Source organism: Acinetobacter legionensis (assembly GCF_048551735.1).
Taxonomy (GTDB): domain Bacteria; phylum Pseudomonadota; class Gammaproteobacteria; order Pseudomonadales; family Moraxellaceae; genus Acinetobacter.
In genome coordinates this window covers 350156-375805 of the sequence record NZ_JBIMBV010000001.1, presented here as the reverse complement: position 1 = coordinate 375805, position 25650 = coordinate 350156, and the positions used below count along the sequence as shown (strand labels likewise).

Below are 25650 nucleotides of genomic sequence, written 5' to 3'. Positions count from 1 at the left end.
GTCTACAGCTCTACTTGAAAAGTATGTTCTTTTGCAGGAAACGATTTCTCTTGCACAGCAACATGATATGCCTTGAATGCATCTACAATTGCAGATTCACCTGCTTGTTCTTTCATAAAATTGCGTACAAAGCGAGCCACTTTACCAAAAGTCAAACCAAGCATATCTTGCACAACAAGAACTTGACCATCAGTATCTGCCCCAGCCCCAATACCGATCACAGGAACGTGTGGGAATAATTCAGTAATTTCTTTACCCATTTGAGCAGGAACACATTCGAGCAATAACACAGCTGCACCAGCGTCTACCACAGCTTTACAGTCAGCAATTAATTGATCTGCCGCTTCACGCGTTTTCGCTTGTAATTTATAGCCACCAAAGACATGTACCGACTGTGGTGTTAAGCCCAAATGTACACAAACAGGTACACCATTTCGTGTCAAAACTCGTATAGTTTCAGCCAGCCATTCACCACCCTCAATTTTCACCATCTGAGCACCCGCTTGTATCACGGTTTTTGAATTAAGCAACGCATCATTAAGCGTTGCGTAACTCAGAAAAGGTAAATCACACATGATAAATGCGTGTTGATTCGCACGACGTACAGCTGCAGTATGATACGCCATATCTGCAACAGTAACAGGCAATGTAGAATCATGCCCTTGGATTGTCATCCCTAAAGAGTCACCAATTAAAATGGTGTCAATCTCAGCAACTTCCATACCTTTTGCCATACTCGCATCATAGCAAGTTAAGCATGAAAATTTACGTCCCTGAGTTTTGAATTGTCTTAAATCACTTAGGCTAATCATGACGATATTCCTCTATCAATGAGAGTTCCTCTGCCCATTCAATCCTTTAATCAGCCCATGACTGATCTGCTAAAACGCTAAGGGTTGAATGTTGCACGAAATCTAACTTTTGCAATGATTGTCCATTGACTTGAAGCTCAGGATCGAGATCCAACAATGGAATCACTACAAAATCACGCTCTAAAATACCAATATGCGGTACTGTGAGCCGCTCATTTATAATGTTTTTTTCAGCATAAAGCAAAAGATCTAGATCTAAAGTACGCTCACCCCAATGACGTGAACGTACTCGACCTGATTCATTTTCAATGCGTTGCAACTCATCCAGCAAGGCCAATGGCGCTAAATCTGTGTGCAATTCTACAACCGCATTATGATAATTTGGTTGATCTTGAGGCCCCATTGGGGGACTTTGGTACAACTTTGAAACCGTAACACCACCAAATTTTCTAAGCTTTTCTACAGCTGCTCGTAGAATTTGCTCAGAATCTCCTAGATTACTTCCTAAACCAATGTAGGTTTTAATCATGGCTGGGTGGGTCCAAAAATCACACTGTTCAAATCACGTTGTACTCGTCTACGCTTGGTAATTGGATGATCAGCAGTGATTTCACCTTTGTTTACAGCTGTTCGAGCATCATTTCGTGTTCTAAAATCATGAGATGATGTTGAATTTGGCTTATTCCGTGAACGACGACTACGAGATTCTTGTTCTTTGACCAATGGCTCAATTTGCGTTGAAACTGCAGCTTTTGCATCTTCAATTGGTGCGACTTCAGCAAGTTTTTTACGGCTCTTAGCACGCTGTCGATTATAGCTCCCAATTGCACGCTCTTTCTCGTCAGTCGACATATCTTGGTAAGCTTCCCACCATGCTCCCATACCGTTGGTAGAAGTATCACCAGACTTCTCTCTCAACAACAGGAAATCGAATCCTGCACGGAAACGTGCATGACCAGAAAGTGCTTCAATCTGTTGAGGTTTTGGATTTAACAAACGGCTTTGCATTTCCCAAACTTCACGAATAAAGGTTTCCGCAAAACGGGGAATAATGGTTCGAGTCGCTTGACGTTTCAACACATCCAAACCTGCTTGAGCTCGTGCTTCTGCAGCAACAACCCCTTTAGCATGGTAAAAATCACAACGCGCTAAGAAATTATTCCATAGCAATACCGCATAGAAAAAAGCAGGATTAATGGTTTTACCCATTTGAATCCGTTGATCGGTATTTTTCGCAGCACGTTCAATAAACTGAGTAATTTCAGGACTAATATCAGCAAATAATTGCTTCCAAATACCAAATTCAATCAACATAGGCATAACACGATGTAAATGTCCCATCGTGAATAATTTTTGCGACTCATCATATAAACGGTGCGGAGAAACATCACGCAGCAGCTGTGTCATCTCTTGGGTAAAAACGTCTAAAATTTTAGGATCAATACTAAAATTTAACTTCGCAGCAAAACGTAAAGTACGCAACATTCGTACGGGATCTTCTTCAAAACGAAGTCCTGGATCACCCAATAACCTTAAAGTTTTGGTTTTTATATCATCAATAGCATTACAAAAATCGAGCACTTCCCCTTTTCTTGGTTGGTAGTACATGGCATTGATGGAAAAATCACGTCGAGCAAAATCTTGCTCTATAGTTCCCCAATTGTTGTCACGTAAAATCATTCCTTGTGCAGAGGTAATTGCTTTTTTCGGTGGGGCACGGAATGTCGCCACCTCAATCAATTCACGACCTGAATACACATGTGCCAATTCAAAACGTCGCCCAATAATTCGGCAACGACGACCAAATACCTCTTTCACCTGAGAAGGCGTTGCATTGGTCACTGCATCATAGTCTTTCGGATTTAAGCCAAGCATTAAATCACGTACACCACCACCGACTATATAAGCTTCATAGCCAGCTTTAGTTAAAGAATCAATAACATCTAAAATGGAGGAAGGTAATTGAGCGGTGGATAACCCACACTTTGACGCACGCAAAGTTTGCAAAAGACACTGTCTCCTACGTCAGGACGTAAAAATCATAATTGTGCTAATGATATCGCTTACACAGCTAAAGGGCAATTTGATTCTCGCAAACTTCACTTGAATTTAAGATATGTTGATAATTCATCGATCCATACAGCATTAAACACGTCACAAACTAAGTCGTGCTTGATTCTGCTCGAAAAATTTCGCCCCAATCCCCTTTACCTTTTTTAAATCATCAATACTTTTAAACTTCCCGTTCTGATTGCGATAATCAATAATCGCCTGTGCTTTCTTTGTACCGACACCTTTTAACTGTTGTAATTGTTCAATATTTGCAGAATTTAAACTAATTCTCATACCTGAGCTATTTGAATTTTGAACACGTGACAATGTGTTATTGTTACCACTATTCTTAGGTTGTGATGTCTGGTTATTCGGTGTCGAAAGATAATAGTGACCATCAATCTTGTTTATTTTTTCATCATGTGCTTGTTGTTCTGCTTTCCATTTTAAATAAGCTTGATCAAATTGTTGCGCATATAAGCTGAAAGAGCAGCTTAAAAGCACCAATAAAAAAGACAATTTAATTAGCTTTACTACACGATTACAATAAAAATTATGATTACTCATGGATAACCTATGGTTTTAATTGTTGCTTTGCCTGATCCCAAAGAAGATCCATTTCTTCTAAAGATATATCTTCTAATCTTTTATTTTTAAAATTGATTTGATTTTCAATATAAGCAAAGCGAGATTTAAATTTATAAATGGTTCCTAAAAGAGCCATCTCACTTGAAATGCCTAGTTTACGCCCAACATTAATTAAAGAAAATAAACAATCACCAAATTCATCCATAATTTCATCAGGTTTTTCCGATTGCATGGCTTCTTCAAACTCTGCCAGTTCCTCTTTGACTTTATCGTAGGCCTGAGCCACATCAGTAAAATCAAATCCTACTTTTGCAACATTTTTTTGCAGGTTTTCCGCCTGAGACAAAGCAGGACCATGCTTTAACTCATCTAACCGAAATTGAGGTTTACCTTGTTTTTCTTGTTGTTTAATCTCCTGCCACAAAAGTGACACTTGTTCAGGAGTTAAATTCTCAAACTGCTCTTTTTGGAAAACATGCGGATGACGACGTATCAATTTTTGACAAATAGCTTCTACAACATCATTAAAATCAAAAGCACCCTGCTCACTGTACATCTGTGATTGAAAAACCACTTGTAACAATAAATCCCCTAATTCATTTTTAATTTCATCAACATCGCCAGAGCGTACAGCTTCTTCCACCTCGTACGCCTCTTCGATCGCATAGCGCGTTAAACTTTCAGGGGTCTGTTCACGATCCCAAGGGCACTCTGCACGTAATTGTTTCATAATGGCGAATAACTGTTGCATTTAATGTCCTTTAAGATCAATAAGAAATGACTGCACAACACTTGTTGTTATGCATATTTTATGTTCAACTCACTGCAATCAAAATAAACTAAAAAGGATACTGCAATGCGTCAGAGCATATTCATAAGCGGTGCTGCACAAGGCATTGGGGCAGCGATCGCACGTCTATTCTACCAACAAGGTTATCAAGTTGGTATTTATGATATCAATGAAGCTCAGGCTCAAATTTTAGCAGATCAATTAGGTCACAATGCCAAAGCTGGCAAATTAGATGTGAGCGATTATGCACAATGGCAAATAGCGCTTAAAGAGTTTTCTCAATGGGCAAATGGTCTTAACATTTTAGTGAATAATGCTGGCATCCTTTATTCTGGAGATTTTGAGAAAACTGAAATTAGTGCACACCACCGAACAATCAATATCAATGTAAATGGTGTTTTAAATGGCTGTCACGCCGCACTTCCCTATCTAAAAGAAGCAAAATTTGCGCGTATTATCAATATTTCCTCAGCATCAGCCATTTATGGACAAGCAGATTTAGTCTCATATTCTGCCAGTAAATTTGCGGTACGCGGTATTACCGAAGGATTAGATATCGAATGGCAAAAATATGGCATTCGTGTACTGGATGTTATGCCGCTGTTTGTCCAAACGACTATGGTAACAAACATGGATGCAGGCGCGATTCAAAATATCGGTGTTAGCCTCACACCCCAAGATGTTGCTGAGCAAGTGCTTGCACAAGTTAAAGCCAAAGACTCACTTTTCACTGCTACACATCGTCCAGTTGGTTTAAAAACTAAAGTGATGTTTACACTTTCTACCATTAGCCCTCAATTTATCAATCGCTTGAGCAATTTAATACTGACGAGAAAATCTAAGTATTAATATTATAAAAACTCATTCAACAGATATCATCTTTCTTTTTATAAATCAAATTCATAGTTTAATTTATTATACTGAATAATAAAAAACTCGCATTTCGCGAGTTTTGTTATTGTTCAAATCATAAAATCTGATCAAGGCAATATAGCTTAATTACCTTGAACCAAACGTCGAGCACTGATAATGCCAGGCTGTTGTTCCAATCTTGCTAAAAGGCGAGACAATTGCGCCAAACCTTTCACTTCAATCAACAATTTCATATTGGCAATACCATCTGCTTCAGAAATCGTATTTACCTGACGAATATTGATCTGATCTGAAAAAATCACTTGGGTCAAATCTTTTAACAAACCACGACGATCATAAGCTTCCACCACAATTTGCACACTTTGCCCACGTGTCGGTTGCATTTCCCAATCGGCTTCAACAGCACGATCAGGTTCTAACTTGATCATGCGCATGTAATCGGGACACGCAACCTTATGAATACTCACACCACGATTCAAGGTGATATATCCAGCAATCGATTCACCATGAACAGGCTGACAACATTGTGCAATGTGTAATTCAACATTATCCAAACCATCAATTAAAATTCCATGTGCAGATAAGGTATGACTTGCACGTGGATTTAACGTCGGTTTTAGAACAAGTTCTGGTTCATCTTGATCTAAGTGCATGTGGCGATTAACTTGATTAATCAAGGCATGCAGGCTAATTTCCCCACTTACCAATGAAACAAGGATGTCATCACCAGTTTTTACATTGAAATGATTACAATAATCACTTAAATCAATACTTTTTGGATGAATCGCTAGACGTGAAAGCTCTTTATTGAGTAGTTCACGCCCAACTTCCAGATTTTTACTGCGATCTTGTTGTCTAAACCAGTGGCGCAACTTGTCACGGGCACGTGCAGTTTTGATATAACCCAATGAGTTAACTAACCAATCACGATTGGGTTCACGATCTTTCTTGGTTAAAATCTCAACCTGTTCCCCTGTTTTCAGAGTATAGGTTAATGGCACATAGCGTTGATTAACCCTTGATGCATAGCACTTATTCCCGACCTCGGTATGCACATGATAAGCAAAATCAAGCACCGTCGATCCACGTGGTAATTCTTTAATATCCCCATCACGACTAAAAACATAGATTTTTTCGAACCCTTCAAAATCTTGAATTTGTTCAAAATCTTCTGTTTCATCTTCATTGGGATGTGCACTGGTTTCAGTACGTTCTTGATAATGTTCAAGGACTGCACGTAATGAATGCAAACGATGATTAAATGAATAATCAGTGGTTTTCGAGCCTTCTTTATAGTTGAAATGCGAACATACACCCAACTCTGCTTCTTCATGCATTTCTTTGGTACGGATTTGGATTTCCAAAGATTTATTTTCTGCAATCACCGCAGTATGTAAAGAGCGATAACCATTGGCTTTTGGATTGGTAATATAATCATCAAACTGATGAGGAATATGGCGCCAAATTTGATGCACAATGCCCAAAGCGTGATAACACTCTGCTACAGATTTAACCAAAACTCTTAACGCACGAATATCATATAGCTGATCAAAACTCAGATTTTTACTCTTCATTTTACGGTAGATCGAATAAATATGTTTTACTCGACCCGAAATCTCTGCCTCAATATCATGCTCACCAAGCTCACCTTTCAGTTTATCAACCACAAACTGAATATATTGCTCACGTTCCAGCCGCTTTTCATTGAGTAATGAAGCAATCTCTTTATAGCGTTCAGGAGCCAAATAACGGAAAGCAAGATCTTCGAGCTCCCATTTTAATTGAGCTATCCCTAAACGATGCGCCAAAGGAGAATAGATGGTCAAGATTTCTCGTGCAACACGCTCTTGACGCTCTTTTGAAGAGTGTGCCAATTCACGTAAAGCAAATGTCCGTTCAGCCAATTTAATCAATACCACACGAACATCTTCTGTCACAGAAATCAACATCTTATAGATGCCTGTCAGGTGTTCGCGCTGATTATTATTAAAGTGATCTTCTAACCGTTTATTCTTTTCAATCAGTTCAGAAAGTTTACCCATAGCCAAAGTGCCTTTGACAAGGTTATAAACTTGCTCACCGCATTGCTGCTGTATCTCCTCTAAGGTGGTGAGATCCTCACGCACGCTACGATAAAGTACAGCTGCTGCTAGTGTATCTTCATCGACATGTAAATGCGCGAGGATGTCAGCCATTCCAATACCTGTTGCAAAGGTATTGGTTCTGGAATTTACTGTGGTCGCCAATTCTTTTTGTAATACTAATTGCGCGACTTCTTCTAACTGCTTAAGTTCAGCACCGTCTAAAATTCCACGCACTCGATCTAGCCAAGTTGCTAGAGCGTGTTGCGCTTCATCGGCATGCTCTACAGTCGCTTCCTCTGATAGCTCATTGAGCTCATCAGGAAGTTGCTCACGTACTGTGACCATACCCTACTCCTCTAACTCTATATTTCATTATAAATCGTTTATCTCTAATTTCTTTTCAAACAAAGCAATAGATTCAACATGCCCAGTGTGAGTAAACATGTCCATTACACCTGCTTTAGTGAGCTGATAACCGTGTTGTACCAAAATCCCAGCATCCCTAGCCAAAGTTGCAGGATTACACGACACATAAACGATTCTTTGCGCACCAAATTTGGGCAAATAATGCATAACTTGTTCTGCTCCCGCACGAGGAGGGTCAATCAATAATGCATCAAATCCTTGATTTGCCCAAGAATAATGCGAAAAGTCTTTTGTTAAATCTTGTGAATAGAATTTAACATTGCTGAGGCGATTGTTCAGTGCATTTTCTGTACCACGCTTCACCATTGCTTCACTACCTTCTACAGCAATGACTTTTCCTGTAGCACCCACACGTTTAGCAAGCGGGAGTGAAAAATTTCCCAATCCACAAAATAAATCTAAAACAGTCTCACCTGCTTTCAACTCAAGCAAATCACATGCCAGATTAACCATCTGCGGATTTACAGTAGGATTCACTTGGGTAAAATCTGTTGGATTAAATGCAAACTCAATATCAAAATCTTTTAAACGGTAATGCAAATGCATGTCTGCTTGAGCATGATCTACTCGATGTACACTTTCCACACCCGCAGGTTGCAAATACAACTGCCACTGTTTCTGTAACGCATATTGTTGCAATAGGTTGACATCATGGGCTTTTAATTTTTCAGTATGGCGAACCAATAATGAAATTTCGCTATCGCCTTTGGCTAATTCTATATGACCAATGCTACTTTTGCCTTTTAGACTTTCGAGTAATGCCTTTATTTCAGGTAAGGCCTGATCCAATTCAATATCTAAAATTTTACAGGTTTGGATTTCAGTTAAATGGTTACTCTGTGCTTCACGAAACCCCATAAGCAATTTATTTTGTTTGGGCAAATGACGCACACCTATTCTGGCTTTATGTCGATAATCGGAACGAGTTGAACGCAATGGGTCTAACCATTGTTCAGGCGCTAATCCCGCAAAGTGACTGAAATGCGATTTTAAAACATCTTGTTTTAAACGAATTTGTTTATCTGGATGGATATGTTGCATACTACATCCACCACAAATGCCAAAATGTGGACAGATCGGCTGAATACGATGTGGATTGGCCTCACTGAGTAATTCAATACTGTCCGCTTCTTCAAGTTTAGATACCTGACGAGTCACTTGAGCTTTTACAATTTCACCAGGTAGTGCATAACGAATAAAAACTTTTTTACCCTGCTTTTCATTTGGATGATTGAGCTCTGTTCCATAATGCGCAATCCCTCGCCCTTCATGTGACAATCTTTCAACTTTAAAAATATATTGTGGAAGCTGAGATGGTCGAGGTTTTGCTCTATGTTTCAAAGGGATACCTAATCGGGTGTGGAGGAAAAATCTGCTTGAGTAAATTCAGTTCGTTGTGACGTTTCACGCCAAACATTTAAAAACTCATGTTGTTGAGGTTGTCCTTGCAAATAATGAATAGAGGCTTGAATCCATAACTGGTGATCTTGCAAAGAAATTTGACCTTTTAACAAAGCCCATCTTAAGAAGATTAACCACGTATTTAAAACATCACCTTCGCAATAGCTGGTTAATTTCAGCCATTGCTTTGTATTCACATATTCGGGAACAAAATAACCTGAAATACCACGTTTACCGGGATAACCCAATAAATGAGCAACATCATCCAATTTCTGAAAATGACGCCCGTTAAACATCGCCATAACATCCATTAAGTCGACATGACGGTTGTGATATCTGTTCTGATAGTTATTATACCTTTTTTGTGTGTCAATCTCACCTTGATCAAACAAACTTGGCGCAGATAGTCCGTGATACATTGCACGGAACAAAATCACTGGTAAATCAAACTGTGAACCATTCCAACTCACGAGGGTTGGGTGTCTTTTATCAAAGATAGATAAAAATTTTTGTAAAATTTCAGTTTCAGTATAGTGCTCACGACTAAATGAAAATAGTTTCATCACACCATTTTCATCAATCCACAAACCCGAAATACAGACAATTTCATGTAAAGATAATCGCTGAAAATCCATCCCTGATTCTTGACGACGTAATTTTGCCAACGCCTGTTCTAAATCGTCCTGTGGTAAATCCAAACCATATAAATGCGCTCCAGATTTAAGATCTGTCAGGGTTTCGATATCAAAAACTAAAACTGGAAGGCGCATAAAAACTTTACTCAATAATCAACTTTACCATCATGAGGCAATTTATGACCTTGAAGCAACTATTCTTCATCCTCAACAGAGAACAAACCTGTAGAAAGATAACGATCACCTCGGTCGCATACAATGCACACAATCACTGCATCTGGGTTTTCTTCAGCAATTTTAACAGATGCCCATACAGCCCCTCCTGAGGAGGTTCCTGCACTAATGCCTTCTTGACGCGCTAAACTGCGTGCCGTTTTTTCAGCTTCAATTTGCGGAATATCCATGATCTGGTCGACACGCTTTGGATCAAAAATTGTCGGCAAGTATTCTTGTGGCCAACGGCGTATACCCGCTATATTTGAACCTTCTGAAGGCTGTAATCCTATAATTTGAATATCTGGATTTTGTTCTTTTAAATATTTAGAAATTCCCATGATCGTGCCAGTTGTGCCCATAGAGCTGACGAAATGAGTAATTTTCCCCGCTGTCTGTTGCCAAATTTCAGGGCCTGTGGTCAGGTAGTGTGCTTCCACATTGTCTGGATTCCCAAACTGATTCAACACCAGACCTTGGCCTTCACTTTGCATTTGCAAAGCCATATCACGCGCAACTTCCATATTGGTTGCTTCGATCAATTCAGCACCATAGGCACGCATCGCATCTTTACGCTCTTGGCTTGAGTTACCTGGCATGATTAATTTCATTTTATAACCACGCATTGCGGCGACCATCGCCAACGCAATTCCCGTATTTCCACTCGTCGCCTCAATCAACGTATCACCTGGCTTAATTTGACCACGCTGTTCAGCTTTCATGATCATATTATATGCAGGACGATCTTTTACAGAACCAGCGGGATTATTCCCTTCCAGCTTTGCCAATACTGTTGCTTGAGTATGACTTGCCAACCGTTGTAAACGCACTAAAGGAGTTTTTCCTACATAGTGATCTAACAAAAATTCGTTGGCTAAGAAATCAGGTTGTGTGTGACTCATCTGTTGCACCTATATCGAGGTGGGCATATTGTATGAAAAAAAGAAACATACTGCACATCTTTCCGCTTTATTTTACTTGGAATGATCAAACTAAATTCATATATATCAACAAGCCTAAGTGGGATCATGATTTTGTTTATTGAATAAAATTAAATACATATAAAAAAATAAACTTTACTTAGAATTAGAAATGATAAAGTTATCTATAAAACAGCATAACTTATTTCCAATTCTCAAGATTTTTAGTCATATTGTCATGCAGGATGAGTAAAGCATGTTAATATCTTTGCCATGGGCAATGAGTTGCTGGAACAATGTCGAATTTCAATAAAAAACTCTTTAAACGCTTAAAACTCAATCACGCTTATGGTCAACTTATTGCGTTAATTTTCGTGCCAATTATGATTTTGGCAGGTGTTGGAACAGCACTTGTTCTTTCTGAAACGTCAGCTGCTGCCAAGTCTAAACAGCGTTTCCAAGCCATCGCGATATTGAGTCGTTACCAATATACTGCTGAGCAACTCACCGCAGTAATGGAACAAAATCCAACACAACACGCAAAAGCTGAAAGCATTTTACAAAAAATGTTTAACGAAAAGCATTTATTGAGTGCAGCAATCATAGATGAAAATAATGTCAATCATTTAAGCGTTGGCTACCAAAATAAGCGTGCTTGGCCAAAAATTCCAAAATCAGGCACATTCTTTGGGCCTGTTCAAAATAAGTACAATAATATTTATGGGATTAAACTTAACCCCATCAACTCTGATCAAAATATGTGGTTGGTGATTGAACTTGATAATCAACCTTTAGAAATTGCACATTATCGTGTCATGATCGTTTTGATTACGACTGCTTTGCTAACCCTTTTGCTACTTCTATTGTGTCTAAACTTCTATTCAAGACGGTGGATTGCACCGATGTACGAAATTCGGATGCAACTGCAACGTTTAAATGCAGATACGCTTGATCAACATATGGTGATCAACAGTACCGGTGAACTACGCTTATTACAGCGTGATATTGCCAATGTGGTGAAACGGCTACATTTCAGCTTCCTTGAACTAAAAGAACATACTGAACAAACAGAAGATGATTTACGTCGTACATTAGACACCTTAGAAGTTCAAAACATTACCTATAAACAAGCCCGTGATCAGGCGATTTCATCCAATCAGGCAAAGTCAGTCTTCCTTGCCAATATCAGTCATGAATTGCGGACCCCGTTAAACAGTATTGATGGCTTTATCCATTTGATGTTGCGCCAAGACAATTTAAGCAATGATCAAAGTTTATATTTACAGACCATTCGCAAGTCTTCTGCACATTTATTAGCCCTGATTAACGATGTACTCGATTTCTCAAAAATTGATGCTGGTAAATTAGAACTTGAGACGGCGCCCTTTGATCTAGAAGAAGCAATTTTCGATGTCATGGATATGCTCTCGCCATTGGCAGCGCAAAAACATATCGAGATGGCATTCTATTTTGCAGACAATGTGCCTAAACATGTCATTGGTGATGCCTTACGCTTTAAACAAGTACTGACCAATCTAATTTCCAATGCGATTAAATTCACACCCGATGGTGAAATTATTGTTCGTGCGCGTATGGAACATGATGATATTGGGCAATGTTTACTGCATTTTAGTGTGCAAGACAGTGGAATAGGTTTAAGTGGTACAGATCGTAAACGACTATTTGAATCATTCTCTCAAGGTGATGCTTCTGTCACTCGCCAATTTGGTGGTACAGGACTCGGTTTGGCCATTTCTAAGCAACTAGTACATTTGATGCATGGTCAAATTGGCTTTGAAGATAACCAAGAACGTGCACCTACTGAAAAAGGTTCAACCTTTTGGTTTACTGCCCTGTTAACGGTGAATGAAGATGAAGAAATTGTTCACCCATCATTTAAAAACTTAAATGTGGTGTCTTTCTTGGCCCATCCTGCAACAGCCAATGTATTACGTCATTATTTAGAAGACTATCAAGTTAGACATGCCGAAGCACAATCGATTTTAGATCTGTTTAGCAGACTAAACAGCCTAGAAAAAAATACTGAAAATACATGGTTGATCGTTGATCATAGTGGAGATACTGAAGCCTTACTTAAAGAAATTCGTGGTCGTTATCAAGGTCATTTAGCGGTATATGGTTATCAAATGTCACTTGATCCAAATATGTTGACTGAATATAAAGCGCGTCCTTTATATCAACCACTGAGCCGTAGTTCAGTGATTCAACTGCTCAGCAATCAACCTGTCTTTGAACAAGAGCATCACAAAGACTTTAAAGGGCAAGATTTACATGTTTTAGCTGTAGATGATCATTTACCGAATTTGATCGTGCTTGAAGCATTGTTAGGCGAATTGAATGTAAAAACCACTAAGGCACTCAGTGGTCAAGAAGCTTTAACCATTATTCAGCAAGGGGTTGAACAAGGTGCGAAGCCTTTTGATCTCATCTTTATGGATATTCAAATGCCAGTCATGTCAGGGATTGATACCACGCGGGCGATCCGCTCTTTGGAATCAACCTTAGATGGTATGCGTATGCCGATTATTGCGTTAACAGCACACGCATTGGCCGATGAAAAACAAAAATTACTCAAGGTCGGTATGGATGATTATGTAACCAAGCCGATCCAAATTGAACAAATCATTCAAATCCTCACCAATTGGACAAGCGATAAATTTATTCAACATCAGCAACCTATCGAAAATACAGTATATATCGAAGCGCTGGATGCTTATATTCTAGATTGGAAACAAAGTCTTGCTTTAGCAGCCAATAAAGAAGATCTCGCACAAGATTTGTTAAAAATGTTAGTCGACAGCTTCCCAACAGAGCTAGCTGAAATTGAGCAACTCATTGAGCTGGAAGACTTCCCTCAATTAGAGCATGTCTTACATCGCTTATATGGTGCAACCCGTTATGTCGGCACACCAAAATTGCAACGCATTACAGGCGATTTCGAACAATTTATTTCGATGCTACGCAAAGAACGTCGTAAAGCAGATGAAGCCTTTATCCAAGATGTGATGAAACGCTTTGATGAACTTCAATTGGCGATTCATGAAGTTGAAACAGCTGCACAGCAGATTTTACCCATTTCATAAATACAGCGCTGTTCTATCCGATTCAGCTCTATAAATGCTTTTCTTAAGGCGTTTTGAGCTGTTTTAAATCGTCTGTATAAAACCCAAGTTTACTGTGGGTTTTATCTTACATACGGTTTTATTGTTTCTTTAAATCACCATGAATTAGAATGATCTTTTCATTGCAATCATCTTTTTAGAAATCCAATAAAATTATACAAGCCGCTGTTTCAACCCTGTTTTGGCTTTACCATCCAATTGGCACACCAACACAGTTTCGGTGACTCTACTGTCATGTAACTATTCAATTCACATGCTATGCTGATGACCAAGGAAAAAATGAGTCAAGATCATGGCACTACTACACATAGAAAAAAACAATGGTATCGCAACAGTTTCATTAAATCGTCCAGATAAACGCAACGCCATGAGTTTTGCTTTACTCCGAGAACTGGTAAGCGTCGCACAACAGATTAAAAAAGACCGCAGTATTCGTGTGGTGATTCTGAGGGGTGAAGCCAATGTATTTAGTGCAGGTATTGACCTTGCTGACTTAAATAGTCCAAAAAATACAGCCTTTGCTGCATGGGAACTGATTAAGCCCGGTCAAAGTCTATTCCAAAAAGCATTTTTGATCTGGCAAGAACTGCCTGTTCCTGTCATTGCCGCAATTGAAGGTTTCTGTTTCGGTGCTGGTATGCAACTTGCTTTGGCTGCAGATATTCGTATCGCACACCCAGAGACTAAAATGTCAATCATGGAAAGCCGTTGGGGGCTTGTACCCGACATGGGCTTAACCCGCTCAATTAAGGGCGTGATTGGTATTGATTTAGCCAAAGAGCTTACCCTCACTGCACGTATTTTTGATGGCAATTATGCCAAAGACATTGGTTTGGTGACGCATATAGACGATTCACCGCTGGCAAAAGCTCAAGCCATTGCAGAAGAGATGCTACAACGCTCGCCAGATGCGTTGATGGCCGCTAAACGTGTTTTAGATGCTATGGAACATCAACCTCAGAAATCTTTACGTTTAGAGAAGATTTGGCAGTTAAAATTACTCTTGGGTAAAAACAGTCAAATTGCACGTAAAAAGGATAAAAATCCTGAATTAAAATTTTTACCGCGCCAATACAAATAATCCAAAATTATTATTGAAAGCTTTTTGAGTTATAAAATGAATTTTGATCGTAACAGTAAAATTGCATTTTTAGGGATGGGATTAATGGGTAGCCGTATGGCAACCCGATTAATCCAAGCAGGCTTGCATGTCGCTGTCTGGAACAGAACAGCATCTGCTTGTGACGCCCTTATTGATCTAGGTGCTCACCCATTACAACTTGAGAATATTGCAGAATATCCGATTATTCTCAGCTGCCTTGCCGATGATAAAGCTGTACAGTTGGTCTATGAGCACATTGAGCCCTATTTACAAGCCAAGCAAGTGATTGTGGATTTCTCCAGTTTATCTGTAGATAAAACCAAGCAACTGGCGGAAAGCGCAACAACAAAACAGGTGATTTGGATTGACTCACCTGTTTCAGGTGGAACCGCAGGTGCTGAAAATGGCACGCTGGTCATTTTCGCTGGGGGAAATGCTGAGGTGATCCAAGCATTGAGCCTCATTTACAATATCCTGTCACAGCGTGTCACCCGTATGGGTGAAACAGGTACTGGACAAGCCACTAAAATCTGCAACCAACTGATCGTTGCTGCCAATAGCACCTTGATCGCGGAAGCTGTTGCGCTTGCCAGTAAAGCAGGTGTAGATACAACCCTATTGGCGCCGGCTTTGGCTGGTGGTTTTGCTGACTCAAAACCTTTCCAAATTTTAGCCCCACGCATGGCGACACATACTTTTGAGCCCGTACAATGGAAAGTACAAACGCTTTCTAAAGACTTAAATAATGCCATTCAACTTGCACAAAAATTTGATTTAGAAATCCCTGTGGCTCAACGTGCACTGGGACAATTACAAAGCCATCAAAACAACGGATTTGCTGAGTCTGATTTAGCCACAGTCATTCATCAAGTGGAAAATAAATCGGGTTAAAATACACGGAACTACACATAAATAAGTTGAAAAATAATCTATTGCCTACTACATTGAAGATGAGAGTCCAAATATAGCAAGGAGCGTTCTTATGACTAAACTCGCAGTAAACCTATCCTTGATTTTTACTGAAGTGCCGCTCATTGAACGCTTTGCTTTGGCACATCTTCATGGCTTCCACAATGTCGAAATTCAATTTCCGTATGAATTAAGCATTGAAGAGATTCAAGCACAGCTTGAACAATATGACCTCAGCCTTTGCCTGATCAACGTTCCCACCGGTGACTTGATGCAAGGTGGAAACGGTCTTGCTGGTGTGCCTGGTCGAGAACTAGCATTTCATCAAGCCTTAGAACTTGCAATTGAATATGCAGAAGCGCTCAATGTTCCAAACGTCAATATTTTAGCAGGTAAACAACCACAAGATGCCGACTTACTCCCCTGTTTAAATACATTGGCAAACAATTTAAAACTGGCTTGTCATCTGCTCTCTAATCGTGATATTCAGCCTGTATTTGAAATGATTAATGGTACAGACATGCCACGGTTCTTAGTTCAAAATATTGCACAAGGTCAAGAAATGTTAGAAGCAGTACAGCATCCTGCATTAAAAATGCAATTTGACTGTTATCACATGGCGATGATGGGCGAAGATGTACTGGCAGCCTTACAAGAAAATATTGATTGGATTGGGCACATCCAATTTGCTGACTGCCCTGGTCGTCACGAACCAGATACTGCACAAATTGATTATTCTGCAATTTTTTCATGGTTAAAACAAAGCGCCTACACAGGCTTTATTGCAGCAGAATACAAACCACAATCTCATTCAAATCAGTCATTTGCATGGAAAGAAAAATATTTTTCAAACAACCATAGCTATTAAATCAGTGTGTACTTAGGCAAACGATTGCATTGTATAATTTGTATTTTTTAGACAAAAGCGCTATATTAGAAGGTGAGATATTTTCTGGAAAATATACCTTATATGAATTTAGAACCATCGCCCAGCGCTTCTAATTCTCACGAACTTGCAATGAACACTCAAAATGAAGATGTACAGACTTGTTTAAAAGTCGTACAAGAAGCTCTACTTGATGTAAAAGCCAAAGATATTATTCAACTTGATGTCAGCGCTATTAGCAACGTTTCAGATGCAATTGTCATCGCGAGCGGGACATCAACACGCCATGTTAAAGCACTTGCTGACAATGTTGCTGAAGAAGCACGTAAAGCAGGCTTTCGCCCAATTGGTGTTGAAGGTGAACGAGACGCTGAATGGATCCTTATCGATTTAGGATTTGTAGTCGTACATGTGATGCTACCAACAGCACGTAAATTTTATGATCTGGAAAGTTTATGGCGTGCGACACCTGAAAGTGTTGCCTAACTTTTAATACAGAACTTAAATATAAAAAAAGCGACTTTATGTCGCTTTTTTTAGTGCTTGGCTTTTTTCAAAGCTTTATTTTTGAATCCTTAATTTAGTATGTATTACGCAATTTACAAATCAGTTTAAATAATAAGAATGCAACGCCAAAACTCCACACAAAATTTACCACAATCCCAATACTTTGATCGATAACACTGGCCTTGTTGGCTAAATTAATCACGGGGTTATCTGTCAAAGAAACAGCCAGTGTCCCCCATGCTCCACAAACACCATGTACCACAACAACTTCACGAATATGTTTAGAATCAATCCAATAAGCCAAAAAACGAGGTAAATATATGGTCAATAAGCCTGAGACTAAGCCAATAATCAATGCTGAAGATAAATTCACCAAGCCACAGCTTGCCGTTATCGCAACTAAACCACCTAAAGCACCTTTAATCATTTCAACCCATGAAATAATTTTATTATTCAATACCAAAGAAAAAACTAAGGATGCAACCATTGCCCCAAAGAGTGCAGCAAAAGCATTGACAACAATTAACCCAATATCCGCATAAAATGCCGAGATATAAACCACATTTAAACCTGACCACGCCAGCCAAAGAATAAAACCAGCCAATGCCAAAGATAAAATCTTATAATCCTCAAAGATTAAATCTTTTTTTAAGATTTCTTGTCGGTCGTGAGGTTTTAAGGTTAAATATCCCGCCAAAACGATCCAAGCCGCAGTGGAATGCACCACAGTTGATCCTGCAAAATCAATAAAGCCTAATTCTTTTAACCAGCCCTTGCCAAATAAGATATTGCCCCAGGTCCAGCTACTAAAGAACGGAAAGATCACACCTGCGATCATTAAACCGGTTATCCAGTTTACAAATAAAGGAACTTTACTCGGAATCACTCGTCCAACTACAGTGGTTATTGTCGTGGCCATCAAAGTATAAAAAAACAATAAATTCCAATGCCAGCCATGTAGCATGCCATTCATATATTTTTCGGAGTAGGCATCACCTGCAAGGAGAATTTTTGCGCAGAAAAAACCAAAAATAAGCGTTCCTAAAATTGCTGAAATATAATTAACCAATAATGCGGAAATTGACTTATAGGTATTTTCATATCCGCCTTCAACTACAGCAAAACCAGCTTGCATCAGAATGACAAATATTCCACCAAAGAATAAAAGCTCGTAGTTGGTAATGAGATTAAAAGCAGCAAGATCACTTTCTAAGCTTGAAGCAAAACTAAAATTTGGATAAAAAAATATGATGCAAATTAAGCTGATGAAGTATTTAAATCGCACTATATAATTAATCCTAACCTATCGCTTTTTCATCGCTTTAAATTCACAATAATTAGTATTTTCGCTACTTAATTATCATTTAATTTATCAAGTATAGAGAATTTCATGGAGAAATAAACTAATTTTTATGTAAAAAATATAGCTTACAAAGTACACACGACTAGCAAGATTGTTTGTTCGTGATCGAGTGCTATTTATTTTTATTTAAAGATAAGCAGCTTACATTTAACTGGATTCATTAAATAATGCCGATTTGCAATACAGGTGGCTTAAGGTTGAAAATTTCAACACTTAGACGTATAGATGCCACACTCCAATATGGAATAACGTTGTTGCAATTTATATGTTATGCAGAATGAAAACGTCTATACGGTCTTTAATTAGCCATGTTGAATGATTTGAATCTGTGGAAATGCAAAACCCTTACAGGATAATTCAGAACGCCATGCCACCGTAAGCATGACTCGGCTCAGCTGGAGATTTTGATAGGCAAAGCTGCCCAATAACGGATGCGTAGAGATCCCACCATCATTCATCACATGCACTCCAGTATTTAGCTCATTTAGACTCAAACGAATCCCTAGGCCCGATGCTTTTAAAATCGCCTCTTTTGTGGTCCACACCTTAAACCAAAAAGTAGGATCAAAGTCTAACGCTTGCCAAGCCTGATATTCTTGGGGATGAAAAGCATGTTTAGCTAAAGCCTCAAAGCGCACCTTTCGATCTAAGTCCTCAACATCTACACCCAAATCTTGGATCTGCTGGCTACTCGCCAAAGCATAATGGTGCTGGCTATGTGAATGATTCACGTGAAACTTTGGATAATCAATTAAATAGGGTTTACCAAAATCTGTTTTTTCAAAAGAGTGGTTACTGATTTCAACTGAAAAAATATCGGACAATAATTGGTTTCTATATTGATAGATCGCCTGTTTCAGTTCTTGGATCTGCCCCTTTCGATTGATCGAATGGTAAGTCGGAAGAATATTTTGAATAGAATTAACATCCAATTGAATAATACGATTCACAATCCATTCCCAAACATTTTTCATTATCTTAAATCAAAAAAACCCAAAGATCACTTTGGGTTTTAATGTGTTCAACGCTAAATTTAGCTTCTAAATTTCTTCTCAGCCTTTTTAAATTTCTGTACATAACGACGACGACGTGCTGCAACACGCTCATCAATTTGAGATTTACGGCCTTCAAATGGATTTTCAGCTGTTTTAAAGTCAACGCGAACCGGTGTACCTTCAAGGTTATACACTTTACGGAAGACATTTTCTAAATAACGACGATAATCCGCAGGGGTCTTATCAACCTTATTACCATGAATCACAATCGTTGGTGGATTTTGTCCACCCATGTGGGCATAACGCATTTTAATACGTTTACCACTGATCATTGGCGGTTGATGTGCTTCAGTTGCATCATTCAAAATCTGGGTTAATTTTGCAGGTGAAACTTTTAAGTGGGATGAATCATAAGCACGGTGAATAGTTGGATACATCTCCCCCACACCTGTTCCATGTAAAGCAGAAATCAAATGCACTTTTGCCCAAGGAATAAAGTCAAAACGACGATCAACATCTAATTTACATTGTTTGCGATCATACTCTGTCATGTTGTCCCATTTGTTAATGGCGATCACCATGGCACGACCAGCTTCGAGTGCATAACCGATCAAATGTAGATCTTGTTCAACCACACCTTCACGTGCATCTAAAACCACTACAATGACATGCGCATCTTTAATCGCTTGTAGGGTTTTTACGATTGAGAATTTCTCAATCATCTCATCAACTTTACCTTTACGACGTACACCAGCAGTGTCGATCAAGGTATATTGACGACCATCACGCTCAAACTGAATATAAATCGAGTCACGAGTTGTGCCTGGTTGGTCAAAAGCGACAACACGATCTTCACCTAACAAACGGTTAACCAAAGTAGATTTTCCGACATTTGGGCGACCAATAATTGCTAAACGTAGACCTGTTGCCTTATCGTGTTCTTCTGGGTTTTCATCTTCAGGGACATCCACCAAGATATCCTCAAGCATTTGTTGAACACCACGGCCATGACTTGCCGCAACTTGTAAGGGTTCACCCATACCAAGTTTATAAAATTCAACTAATGCAGCTTCAGCGTGCACACCATCGACTTTGTTGGCAACCAAGTAAACCTTTTTACCAAGTGTACGCAATTCACGGGCAATCTGCTCATCAGAAGCCAGTAGCCCAGCCCGTGCATCGACAACAAAAACAATAATATCAGCTTCATTAATCGCAGTTTTGGACTGCTCTGCCATATATGAGTCGATACCACCTTCATTTTCACCGATACCCCCAGTATCAACGACAATGAAAGATTTATTTTCATAAGTTGCATCACCATATTTACGATCTCGGGTAAGACCAGCAAAATCAGCAACGAGTGCATCACGGCTCTTGGTAATCTGGTTGAATAACGTTGATTTGCCGACGTTTGGACGACCAATGAGCGCAATTACGGGTTTCATAAAATAACCTTTATTCAAGATCAGCCAGTATGACTGGTCTGAACATCAGAAATGTATAGGAAGAAGAATAGGAAAAACCTAAAATAAAAACACGGGGTATTGATTTTCAATCACCCCGTGTATGGAATTCATACGGATTGCTCTATTTTAACACAAGACTAAAAAAATAGAGAATCCTAATCGTGTCTGTTGATTAACTGTTAACGACTTTGCCAGATACTCATAGCACCTTTGCGTGTCGAAACATAAACCTGATTGTCAATCACTCTCAAAGTACGGACTTCACCACTGGTTTTAGCACGCCCTAAAGTTGTTCCAGTATTTGGATCAATTTGATGTAAATAACCATCTAAATCACCCACAACAAGATTTGAACCGAGCAATACAGGGTTGCTTAAGTTACGATTGAGCAGTTGCTCATTTTTCCAAAGTTGCTGACCTGTAATCAAGTCATAAGCAATAATCTGACCATCAGTTTGCGATACGATGACTTTACCATCAGTCACTTCTGGACGGTTGATACTGCTTGAGTTTTCACTCCACAAAACGCGTTGTGAAGCCAAATCTAGAACAGTGACTTGACCTTGGAAACTTGTCGTAACCACATACTGTCCTGAAACAACAGGCTCACTGTCCACATCAATCAAACGCTGAATATCAGAACGCCCTTCAGATACCGCAACACGACGTTGTAAACGCGGTACACCCGCAAGGCTATCTATTGCAAAAATATAGCCAGTAGAGGTACCGATAAGCACTGTACGTGGATCTAGACTAACTGGAGTGGCTTGGCCTCTTAAGCTAAATGAAGCGCTTGGTAATTTATAAGTCCACGCTTGCTGACCTGTCGCAACATCTAAGGCATAAACTGTACCATCATTTGCAACCACAATCACACGACCAGATTGAATCAAAGCAGAACTGATAATTGCTCCCGACAATTGCGCAGACCATTTGGTCCCACCTGTCGCTTGATCTAATGCAAAAACATGCCCTTTTTGGTTACCCACAATAACCACGCCATCTGCCGCTTCAACACCAGAACTTAAGCCGTCTTTGGTCACTTTAGCATTCCATAGACGCTGTTTACCTTTATAGGCAGCCACTTCGCCTTTTGGATCTAAAGCAAACACAACACCATTGTCTGTATCTAAACGTAGACGTAATGCATCTTCACTGCTGGTCGAAGATACACTGGTCGAAAATACTTGAACCAAGCTCGAGGCTTGTGCAACTTTAGGCAGTGGATTAGGCTTAATCTTCACTTCTTTCGTCTTATTACTTGAACAGCCGATTAAAGCGATTGATAAGATTGCTAAAGCAAAAGGTATTTTAAAATTTCTATCCATTAAGACTCATCCACTTGTGTTGCTAAAATTGGGCGTTCAAGATCAGGATCTTCTACTAATACGCCAACACTTTCGAGTTTAATTTGTAAAATTTGACGTTCTTGTTTACGTTCAACGACCGCATTCCATGCTGCTTGATACGATTTTTTTGCATTTTCGGTGTCATTTTTTGCCACATAAATATCACCTTTCAACTCGTCAGCACTGGCCTGAAAAGCAGGATCATTCACAGCTGACAAGGTTTTCAAAGCTTCATCAAACTTCTTTTGCGCCAATTGTGCATCGGCAAGTTTTATTTTTACAACTTGTAACAAACCAGCATCTTTAATTTTAGAATTTTCAACTTTTTTGAGTTCACGCTCAGCCAATGCATAATCATTTTTATCGTAAGCAACTTTTGCCATGACAATTTGTGCTTGGATCGCTTGAACTGAATCAGGATTATCTTTCACAATTTTATCTGCTGATGCGACTAAAGCTGCAGTAACTTTAGCATCCCCATTAGCTGCTCTCGCCTCATCCATCAATTGCTGAACTTTGGCTGTCTCATTTTGATTTTCAGCCAGAGTTTTCTTTTGCCAATATTCCCAACCGAAAAAGGCAATCAATGCAATGAGGACACCTGTCACCATAGCTGAGCCATATTTCTTAAAAAATGACTTCACACTATCCAGTTGCTCATCATCAGTCATTGCACTCATTTGACTCCCCTTTTCCTTATGATTATCGGCTTATTTTGACGAAAATTTTTCTATGAAGAAAGGCACAATTTCAGTGACCTTAATTTCATATTGTTCTGCTGTCGCAAGTTCTTTGACTAAAACTTGTAGTGCTTCAGCCTCACGCTCTCCAAAGATCAAAGCATAGATAGCACCAGATTGGTCTGCTTTCTTCATTTGACTCTTCATTGAACCCTGTGAACCTGTTTTCAAACGAATTGTACTATTTAGAGCTTCAAGTTGATCACGAATTTGTTCAGCCAATACCAAAGCCTGACCTTGTGTTGCTGGATCTGATACCAAGAATAACTCGCATTCACGCACTGGCGTATTATCTTCAACTTGTTCAAGAAGCAATAATAAACGCTCCATACCCATGGCAAAACCAACTGCGGGCACAGATTGATCCGGCTTACCTTTAAGCTGTCCAACCAAACCATCATAACGACCACCCGCACATACTGTTCCTTGAGAACCTAAATGTGTGGTTGTCCATTCAAAAACAGTTTTGTTGTAATAGTCTAAACCGCGCACTAATTTTTGATTGATGACAAACTCAATACCCGCATTAGTTAAATACTGTTGCAATTGAGCAAAATGATTCAAACTTTCTTCTTTTAAGAAATCATGCAATTTTGGTGCATTTTCAAGAATTTGCTGAGTTCGAATATCTTTTGAATCTAAAATTCGTAATGGATTGGTGGTTAAACGACGTTGTGAATCTTCATCCAAATCAGCGTGATGTGTAGTAAGGAACTCAACCAACGCAGCACGATACTCTGCACGTTCATCAGACTCCCCCAACGTATTCAATTCAAGTTGAACTTTATCCGCAACACCCATGCGTTTCCATAAACGTGCAGTCATAAGAATCAGTTCAGCATCTTGATCAGGTGTCGCCACACCGAAAGTTTCCACACCAAATTGGTGAAACTGACGATAACGACCTTTTTGCGGTTTTTCATAACGGAACATCGGTCCAACATACCACACACGCGGATTTGCACCACGGAGTAAGTTATGTTCCAACATCGCACGTACACAACCCGCTGTGCCTTCTGGACGCAAAGTTAAAGATTCAGGTGGATTACCCTTATCAAAGAAAGTGTACATTTCTTTCTCAACGATATCAGTGGCATCACCAATTGAACGCTTAAATAAGTTGGTATGTTCAACCACTGGCAAACGGATTTGCTGATAACCGTATGCATCCATAAGCGATGCTAAGTGCTGCTCAAGACGTCTCCACGCAGGTGTTTGCGATGGAAGAAAGTCATTAAAACCTTTAATTGCGACAATTGAACTCATGATGAACTACGAATAATCTCTTTAGCTTTAGCTTTTTCAAGCTCTTGAACACGTTGACGAACCATGCTTTCGATTTCATCAACCAACTGATTTGTATCTATTAAGTGACTCTTTTCGCCATTACGATACACGAGTGAGCGCGGGCTTGCACCGACTATACCAATATCAGCTTCTTTTGCTTCACCCGGACCGTTGACTTTACAACCAATGACAGACACATCCATTGGGGTACGAATATCTTCTAACCGTTCCTCTAAAGCCTGCATCACTTTAATCACGTTAAACTCTTGACGTGAACAGCTTGGACAAGCAATAAAGTTAATCCCGTTTGACCGAAGGCTCAGAGATTTTAAAATATCAAAACCAATTTTTACTTCTTCTTCAGGCTCAGCTGCCAATGATATACGCATGGTGTCACCAATGCCATCCAACAGCAAACCACCTAAAGCAATCGCAGATTTCACTGAACCGGTACGATAAATCCCAGCTTCAGTTACACCTAAATGTAATGGATTATCAATTTGAGCAGATAATAAGCGATAAGCATCCATTGTTAAAAATACATTTGATGCTTTTACTGAAATTTTAAACTCATGGAAATTTAAACGATCCAATATATCGATATGACGCATTGCAGATTCAAGTAAAGCCTGACCTGTTGGTTCACCATATTTCTTTTGGATATCTTTTTCTAAAGACCCTGCATTGACACCAATACGCATGGAAATATCATGATGACGTGCAGCTGCAACAACTTCACGAATCTTAGCTTCAGAACCAATATTACCCGGATTGATTCGTAAACAATCCGCACCCATATCGGCAACTTTCAAAGCGATCTTATAATCGAAATGAATATCTGCAACCAATGGTACAGTGACACGTTTACGAATTTCACCAAAAGCTTCAGCAGCTTCCATAGTCGGTACAGAAACACGCATGATGTCCGCACCCACATCCGCACAGCGTTGAATCTGCGCAACTGTTGCATCTACATCACAGGTTTCAGTATTGGTCATACTTTGAATACTGATAGGTGCATCACCACCGACATACACCGAACCTACACGTATTTTACGAGTGGGACGGCGCTTGATTGGATTCTCAATCATGATCTTATCTACTCT

General features: G+C 39.4%; 22 protein-coding genes. 6 read left to right on the top strand and 16 right to left on the bottom strand.

Annotation, left to right across the window (positions count from 1 at the left end):
• Window positions 1-2: 2 nt before the first annotated feature.
• The 5 genes from panB to mazG form a co-directional block, all read right to left on the bottom strand.
• Complete coding sequence (gene panB / locus ACG9ZL_RS01775) at window positions 3-812, bottom strand: 3-methyl-2-oxobutanoate hydroxymethyltransferase (RefSeq protein WP_336953575.1); 810 nt, start codon at window positions 810-812, stop codon at window positions 3-5.
• A 46-nt stretch (window positions 813-858) separates the two neighbouring features.
• Window positions 859-1341 carry a 2-amino-4-hydroxy-6-hydroxymethyldihydropteridine diphosphokinase gene (folK, locus tag ACG9ZL_RS01770; protein WP_419327653.1) on the bottom strand — a complete coding sequence of 161 codons (483 nt, stop codon included), beginning with the start codon at window positions 1339-1341 and terminating at the stop codon, window positions 859-861.
• Window positions 1338-2819 (bottom strand): polynucleotide adenylyltransferase PcnB, encoded by a 1482-nt coding sequence (gene pcnB / locus ACG9ZL_RS01765; RefSeq protein WP_419358853.1) that lies wholly within the window; start codon window positions 2817-2819, stop codon window positions 1338-1340. Before pcnB ends, folK begins: the two co-directional genes overlap by 4 nt.
• Window positions 2820-2966: 147 nt before the next feature.
• Window positions 2967-3431, bottom strand: a complete 465-nt coding sequence (locus ACG9ZL_RS01760) for a ComEA family DNA-binding protein (protein WP_336953572.1) — start codon at window positions 3429-3431, stop codon at window positions 2967-2969.
• Window positions 3432-3438: 7 nt separating this feature from the next.
• Window positions 3439-4203 carry a nucleoside triphosphate pyrophosphohydrolase gene (gene mazG / locus ACG9ZL_RS01755; protein ID WP_336953571.1) on the bottom strand — a complete coding sequence of 255 codons (765 nt, stop codon included), beginning with the start codon at window positions 4201-4203 and terminating at the stop codon, window positions 3439-3441.
• A 105-nt stretch (window positions 4204-4308) separates the two neighbouring features.
• Between mazG and ACG9ZL_RS01750 the strand changes: the two genes are divergently transcribed.
• Complete coding sequence (locus ACG9ZL_RS01750; protein WP_419327656.1) at window positions 4309-5091, top strand: SDR family oxidoreductase; 783 nt, start codon at window positions 4309-4311, stop codon at window positions 5089-5091.
• Window positions 5092-5237: 146 nt separating this feature from the next.
• Here the strand turns inward: ACG9ZL_RS01750 and ACG9ZL_RS01745 are convergent, their stop codons facing one another.
• From ACG9ZL_RS01745 to cysM, 4 genes are read right to left on the bottom strand one after another with little or no spacing between them, the layout of a single operon-like run.
• On the bottom strand, window positions 5238-7544 hold the full coding sequence (locus ACG9ZL_RS01745) for a RelA/SpoT family protein (protein ID WP_336953569.1): 2307 nt from the start codon (window positions 7542-7544) through the stop codon (window positions 5238-5240).
• A gap of 27 nt (window positions 7545-7571) precedes the next feature.
• Window positions 7572-8966 (bottom strand): 23S rRNA (uracil(1939)-C(5))-methyltransferase RlmD, encoded by a 1395-nt coding sequence (rlmD, locus tag ACG9ZL_RS01740; RefSeq protein ID WP_419358850.1) that lies wholly within the window; start codon window positions 8964-8966, stop codon window positions 7572-7574.
• 8 nt (window positions 8967-8974) lie between these two features.
• Entirely contained in the window at window positions 8975-9796 is an 822-nt protein-coding gene (locus tag ACG9ZL_RS01735; RefSeq protein WP_336953567.1) for a 3'-5' exonuclease, read from the bottom strand.
• Between the two features lie 59 nt (window positions 9797-9855).
• On the bottom strand, window positions 9856-10776 hold the full coding sequence (cysM, locus tag ACG9ZL_RS01730) for a cysteine synthase CysM (RefSeq protein WP_336953566.1): 921 nt from the start codon (window positions 10774-10776) through the stop codon (window positions 9856-9858).
• A gap of 314 nt (window positions 10777-11090) precedes the next feature.
• Here cysM and ACG9ZL_RS01725 point away from each other — a divergent pair, with 314 nt between their 5' ends.
• From ACG9ZL_RS01725 to rsfS, 5 genes are all read left to right on the top strand, one after another.
• Window positions 11091-13898: a GacS-like sensor histidine kinase gene (locus ACG9ZL_RS01725; RefSeq protein ID WP_419358848.1), complete on the top strand. Its 2808-nt coding sequence runs from the start codon at window positions 11091-11093 to the stop codon at window positions 13896-13898.
• Window positions 13899-14229: 331 nt separating this feature from the next.
• Complete coding sequence (locus tag ACG9ZL_RS01720) at window positions 14230-15018, top strand: crotonase/enoyl-CoA hydratase family protein (protein WP_419358846.1); 789 nt, start codon at window positions 14230-14232, stop codon at window positions 15016-15018.
• 36 nt (window positions 15019-15054) lie between these two features.
• On the top strand, window positions 15055-15930 hold the full coding sequence (locus ACG9ZL_RS01715) for an NAD(P)-dependent oxidoreductase (protein ID WP_419327661.1): 876 nt from the start codon (window positions 15055-15057) through the stop codon (window positions 15928-15930).
• 91 nt (window positions 15931-16021) lie between these two features.
• A complete protein-coding gene (locus tag ACG9ZL_RS01710; protein ID WP_419358844.1) occupies window positions 16022-16816 on the top strand; it encodes a hydroxypyruvate isomerase family protein in 795 nt (264 codons plus the stop codon).
• A gap of 102 nt (window positions 16817-16918) precedes the next feature.
• Window positions 16919-17320, top strand: coding sequence for a ribosome silencing factor (gene rsfS, locus ACG9ZL_RS01705; protein WP_336953562.1), 402 nt, complete (start codon window positions 16919-16921; stop codon window positions 17318-17320).
• Window positions 17321-17414: 94 nt separating this feature from the next.
• Here rsfS and ACG9ZL_RS01700 read toward each other — a convergent pair whose 3' ends face one another.
• The 7 genes from ACG9ZL_RS01700 to ispG form a co-directional block, all read right to left on the bottom strand.
• On the bottom strand, window positions 17415-18626 hold the full coding sequence (locus tag ACG9ZL_RS01700; protein WP_336953561.1) for an ammonium transporter: 1212 nt from the start codon (window positions 18624-18626) through the stop codon (window positions 17415-17417).
• 380 nt (window positions 18627-19006) lie between these two features.
• Window positions 19007-19678, bottom strand: a complete 672-nt coding sequence (locus tag ACG9ZL_RS01695; RefSeq protein ID WP_419358841.1) for a 4'-phosphopantetheinyl transferase family protein — start codon at window positions 19676-19678, stop codon at window positions 19007-19009.
• Between the two features lie 59 nt (window positions 19679-19737).
• Entirely contained in the window at window positions 19738-21147 is a 1410-nt protein-coding gene (gene der / locus ACG9ZL_RS01690) for a ribosome biogenesis GTPase Der (RefSeq protein WP_419358839.1), read from the bottom strand.
• 200 nt (window positions 21148-21347) lie between these two features.
• On the bottom strand, window positions 21348-22496 hold the full coding sequence (gene bamB, locus ACG9ZL_RS01685) for an outer membrane protein assembly factor BamB (RefSeq protein WP_336953559.1): 1149 nt from the start codon (window positions 22494-22496) through the stop codon (window positions 21348-21350).
• The gene (locus tag ACG9ZL_RS01680; RefSeq protein ID WP_336953558.1) at window positions 22496-23197 is read right to left on the bottom strand and encodes a YfgM family protein; all 702 of its coding nucleotides are present in this window, start codon (window positions 23195-23197) and stop codon (window positions 22496-22498) included. The genes bamB and ACG9ZL_RS01680 overlap by 1 nt, the downstream gene beginning before the upstream one ends.
• Before the next feature lie 30 nt (window positions 23198-23227).
• Window positions 23228-24523 (bottom strand): histidine--tRNA ligase, encoded by a 1296-nt coding sequence (gene hisS / locus ACG9ZL_RS01675; RefSeq protein ID WP_419358837.1) that lies wholly within the window; start codon window positions 24521-24523, stop codon window positions 23228-23230.
• Window positions 24520-25635 carry a flavodoxin-dependent (E)-4-hydroxy-3-methylbut-2-enyl-diphosphate synthase gene (gene ispG / locus ACG9ZL_RS01670; RefSeq protein ID WP_004725885.1) on the bottom strand — a complete coding sequence of 372 codons (1116 nt, stop codon included), beginning with the start codon at window positions 25633-25635 and terminating at the stop codon, window positions 24520-24522. Before ispG ends, hisS begins: the two co-directional genes overlap by 4 nt.
• Between the last annotated feature and the right edge of the window lie 15 nt (window positions 25636-25650).

Bases quoted from the DNA above. Each gene is read 5' to 3' on its own strand.
- bamB (WP_336953559.1), bottom strand. From the start codon at position 22,496: ATGGATAGAAATTTTAAAATACCTTTTGCTTTAGCAATCTTATCAATC.
- ACG9ZL_RS01760 (WP_336953572.1), bottom strand. From the start codon at position 3,431: ATGAGTAATCATAATTTTTATTGTAATCGTGTAGTAAAGCTAATTAAA.
- rsfS (WP_336953562.1), top strand. From the start codon at position 16,919: ATGAATTTAGAACCATCGCCCAGCGCTTCTAATTCTCACGAACTTGCA.
- ACG9ZL_RS01745 (WP_336953569.1), bottom strand. From the start codon at position 7,544: ATGGTCACAGTACGTGAGCAACTTCCTGATGAGCTCAATGAGCTATCA.
- der (WP_419358839.1), bottom strand. From the start codon at position 21,147: ATGAAACCCGTAATTGCGCTCATTGGTCGTCCAAACGTCGGCAAATCA.
- mazG (WP_336953571.1), bottom strand. From the start codon at position 4,203: ATGCAACAGTTATTCGCCATTATGAAACAATTACGTGCAGAGTGCCCT.
- ispG (WP_004725885.1), bottom strand. From the start codon at position 25,635: ATGATTGAGAATCCAATCAAGCGCCGTCCCACTCGTAAAATACGTGTA.
- ACG9ZL_RS01680 (WP_336953558.1), bottom strand. From the start codon at position 23,197: ATGAGTGCAATGACTGATGATGAGCAACTGGATAGTGTGAAGTCATTT.
- cysM (WP_336953566.1), bottom strand. From the start codon at position 10,776: ATGAGTCACACACAACCTGATTTCTTAGCCAACGAATTTTTGTTAGAT.
- ACG9ZL_RS01735 (WP_336953567.1), bottom strand. From the start codon at position 9,796: ATGCGCCTTCCAGTTTTAGTTTTTGATATCGAAACCCTGACAGATCTT.
- folK (WP_419327653.1), bottom strand. From the start codon at position 1,341: ATGATTAAAACCTACATTGGTTTAGGAAGTAATCTAGGAGATTCTGAG.
- ACG9ZL_RS01725 (WP_419358848.1), top strand. From the start codon at position 11,091: ATGTCGAATTTCAATAAAAAACTCTTTAAACGCTTAAAACTCAATCAC.
- ACG9ZL_RS01720 (WP_419358846.1), top strand. From the start codon at position 14,230: ATGGCACTACTACACATAGAAAAAAACAATGGTATCGCAACAGTTTCA.
- hisS (WP_419358837.1), bottom strand. From the start codon at position 24,523: ATGAGTTCAATTGTCGCAATTAAAGGTTTTAATGACTTTCTTCCATCG.
- ACG9ZL_RS01695 (WP_419358841.1), bottom strand. From the start codon at position 19,678: ATGAAAAATGTTTGGGAATGGATTGTGAATCGTATTATTCAATTGGAT.
- ACG9ZL_RS01715 (WP_419327661.1), top strand. From the start codon at position 15,055: ATGAATTTTGATCGTAACAGTAAAATTGCATTTTTAGGGATGGGATTA.
- ACG9ZL_RS01750 (WP_419327656.1), top strand. From the start codon at position 4,309: ATGCGTCAGAGCATATTCATAAGCGGTGCTGCACAAGGCATTGGGGCA.
- ACG9ZL_RS01710 (WP_419358844.1), top strand. From the start codon at position 16,022: ATGACTAAACTCGCAGTAAACCTATCCTTGATTTTTACTGAAGTGCCG.
- panB (WP_336953575.1), bottom strand. From the start codon at position 812: ATGATTAGCCTAAGTGATTTAAGACAATTCAAAACTCAGGGACGTAAA.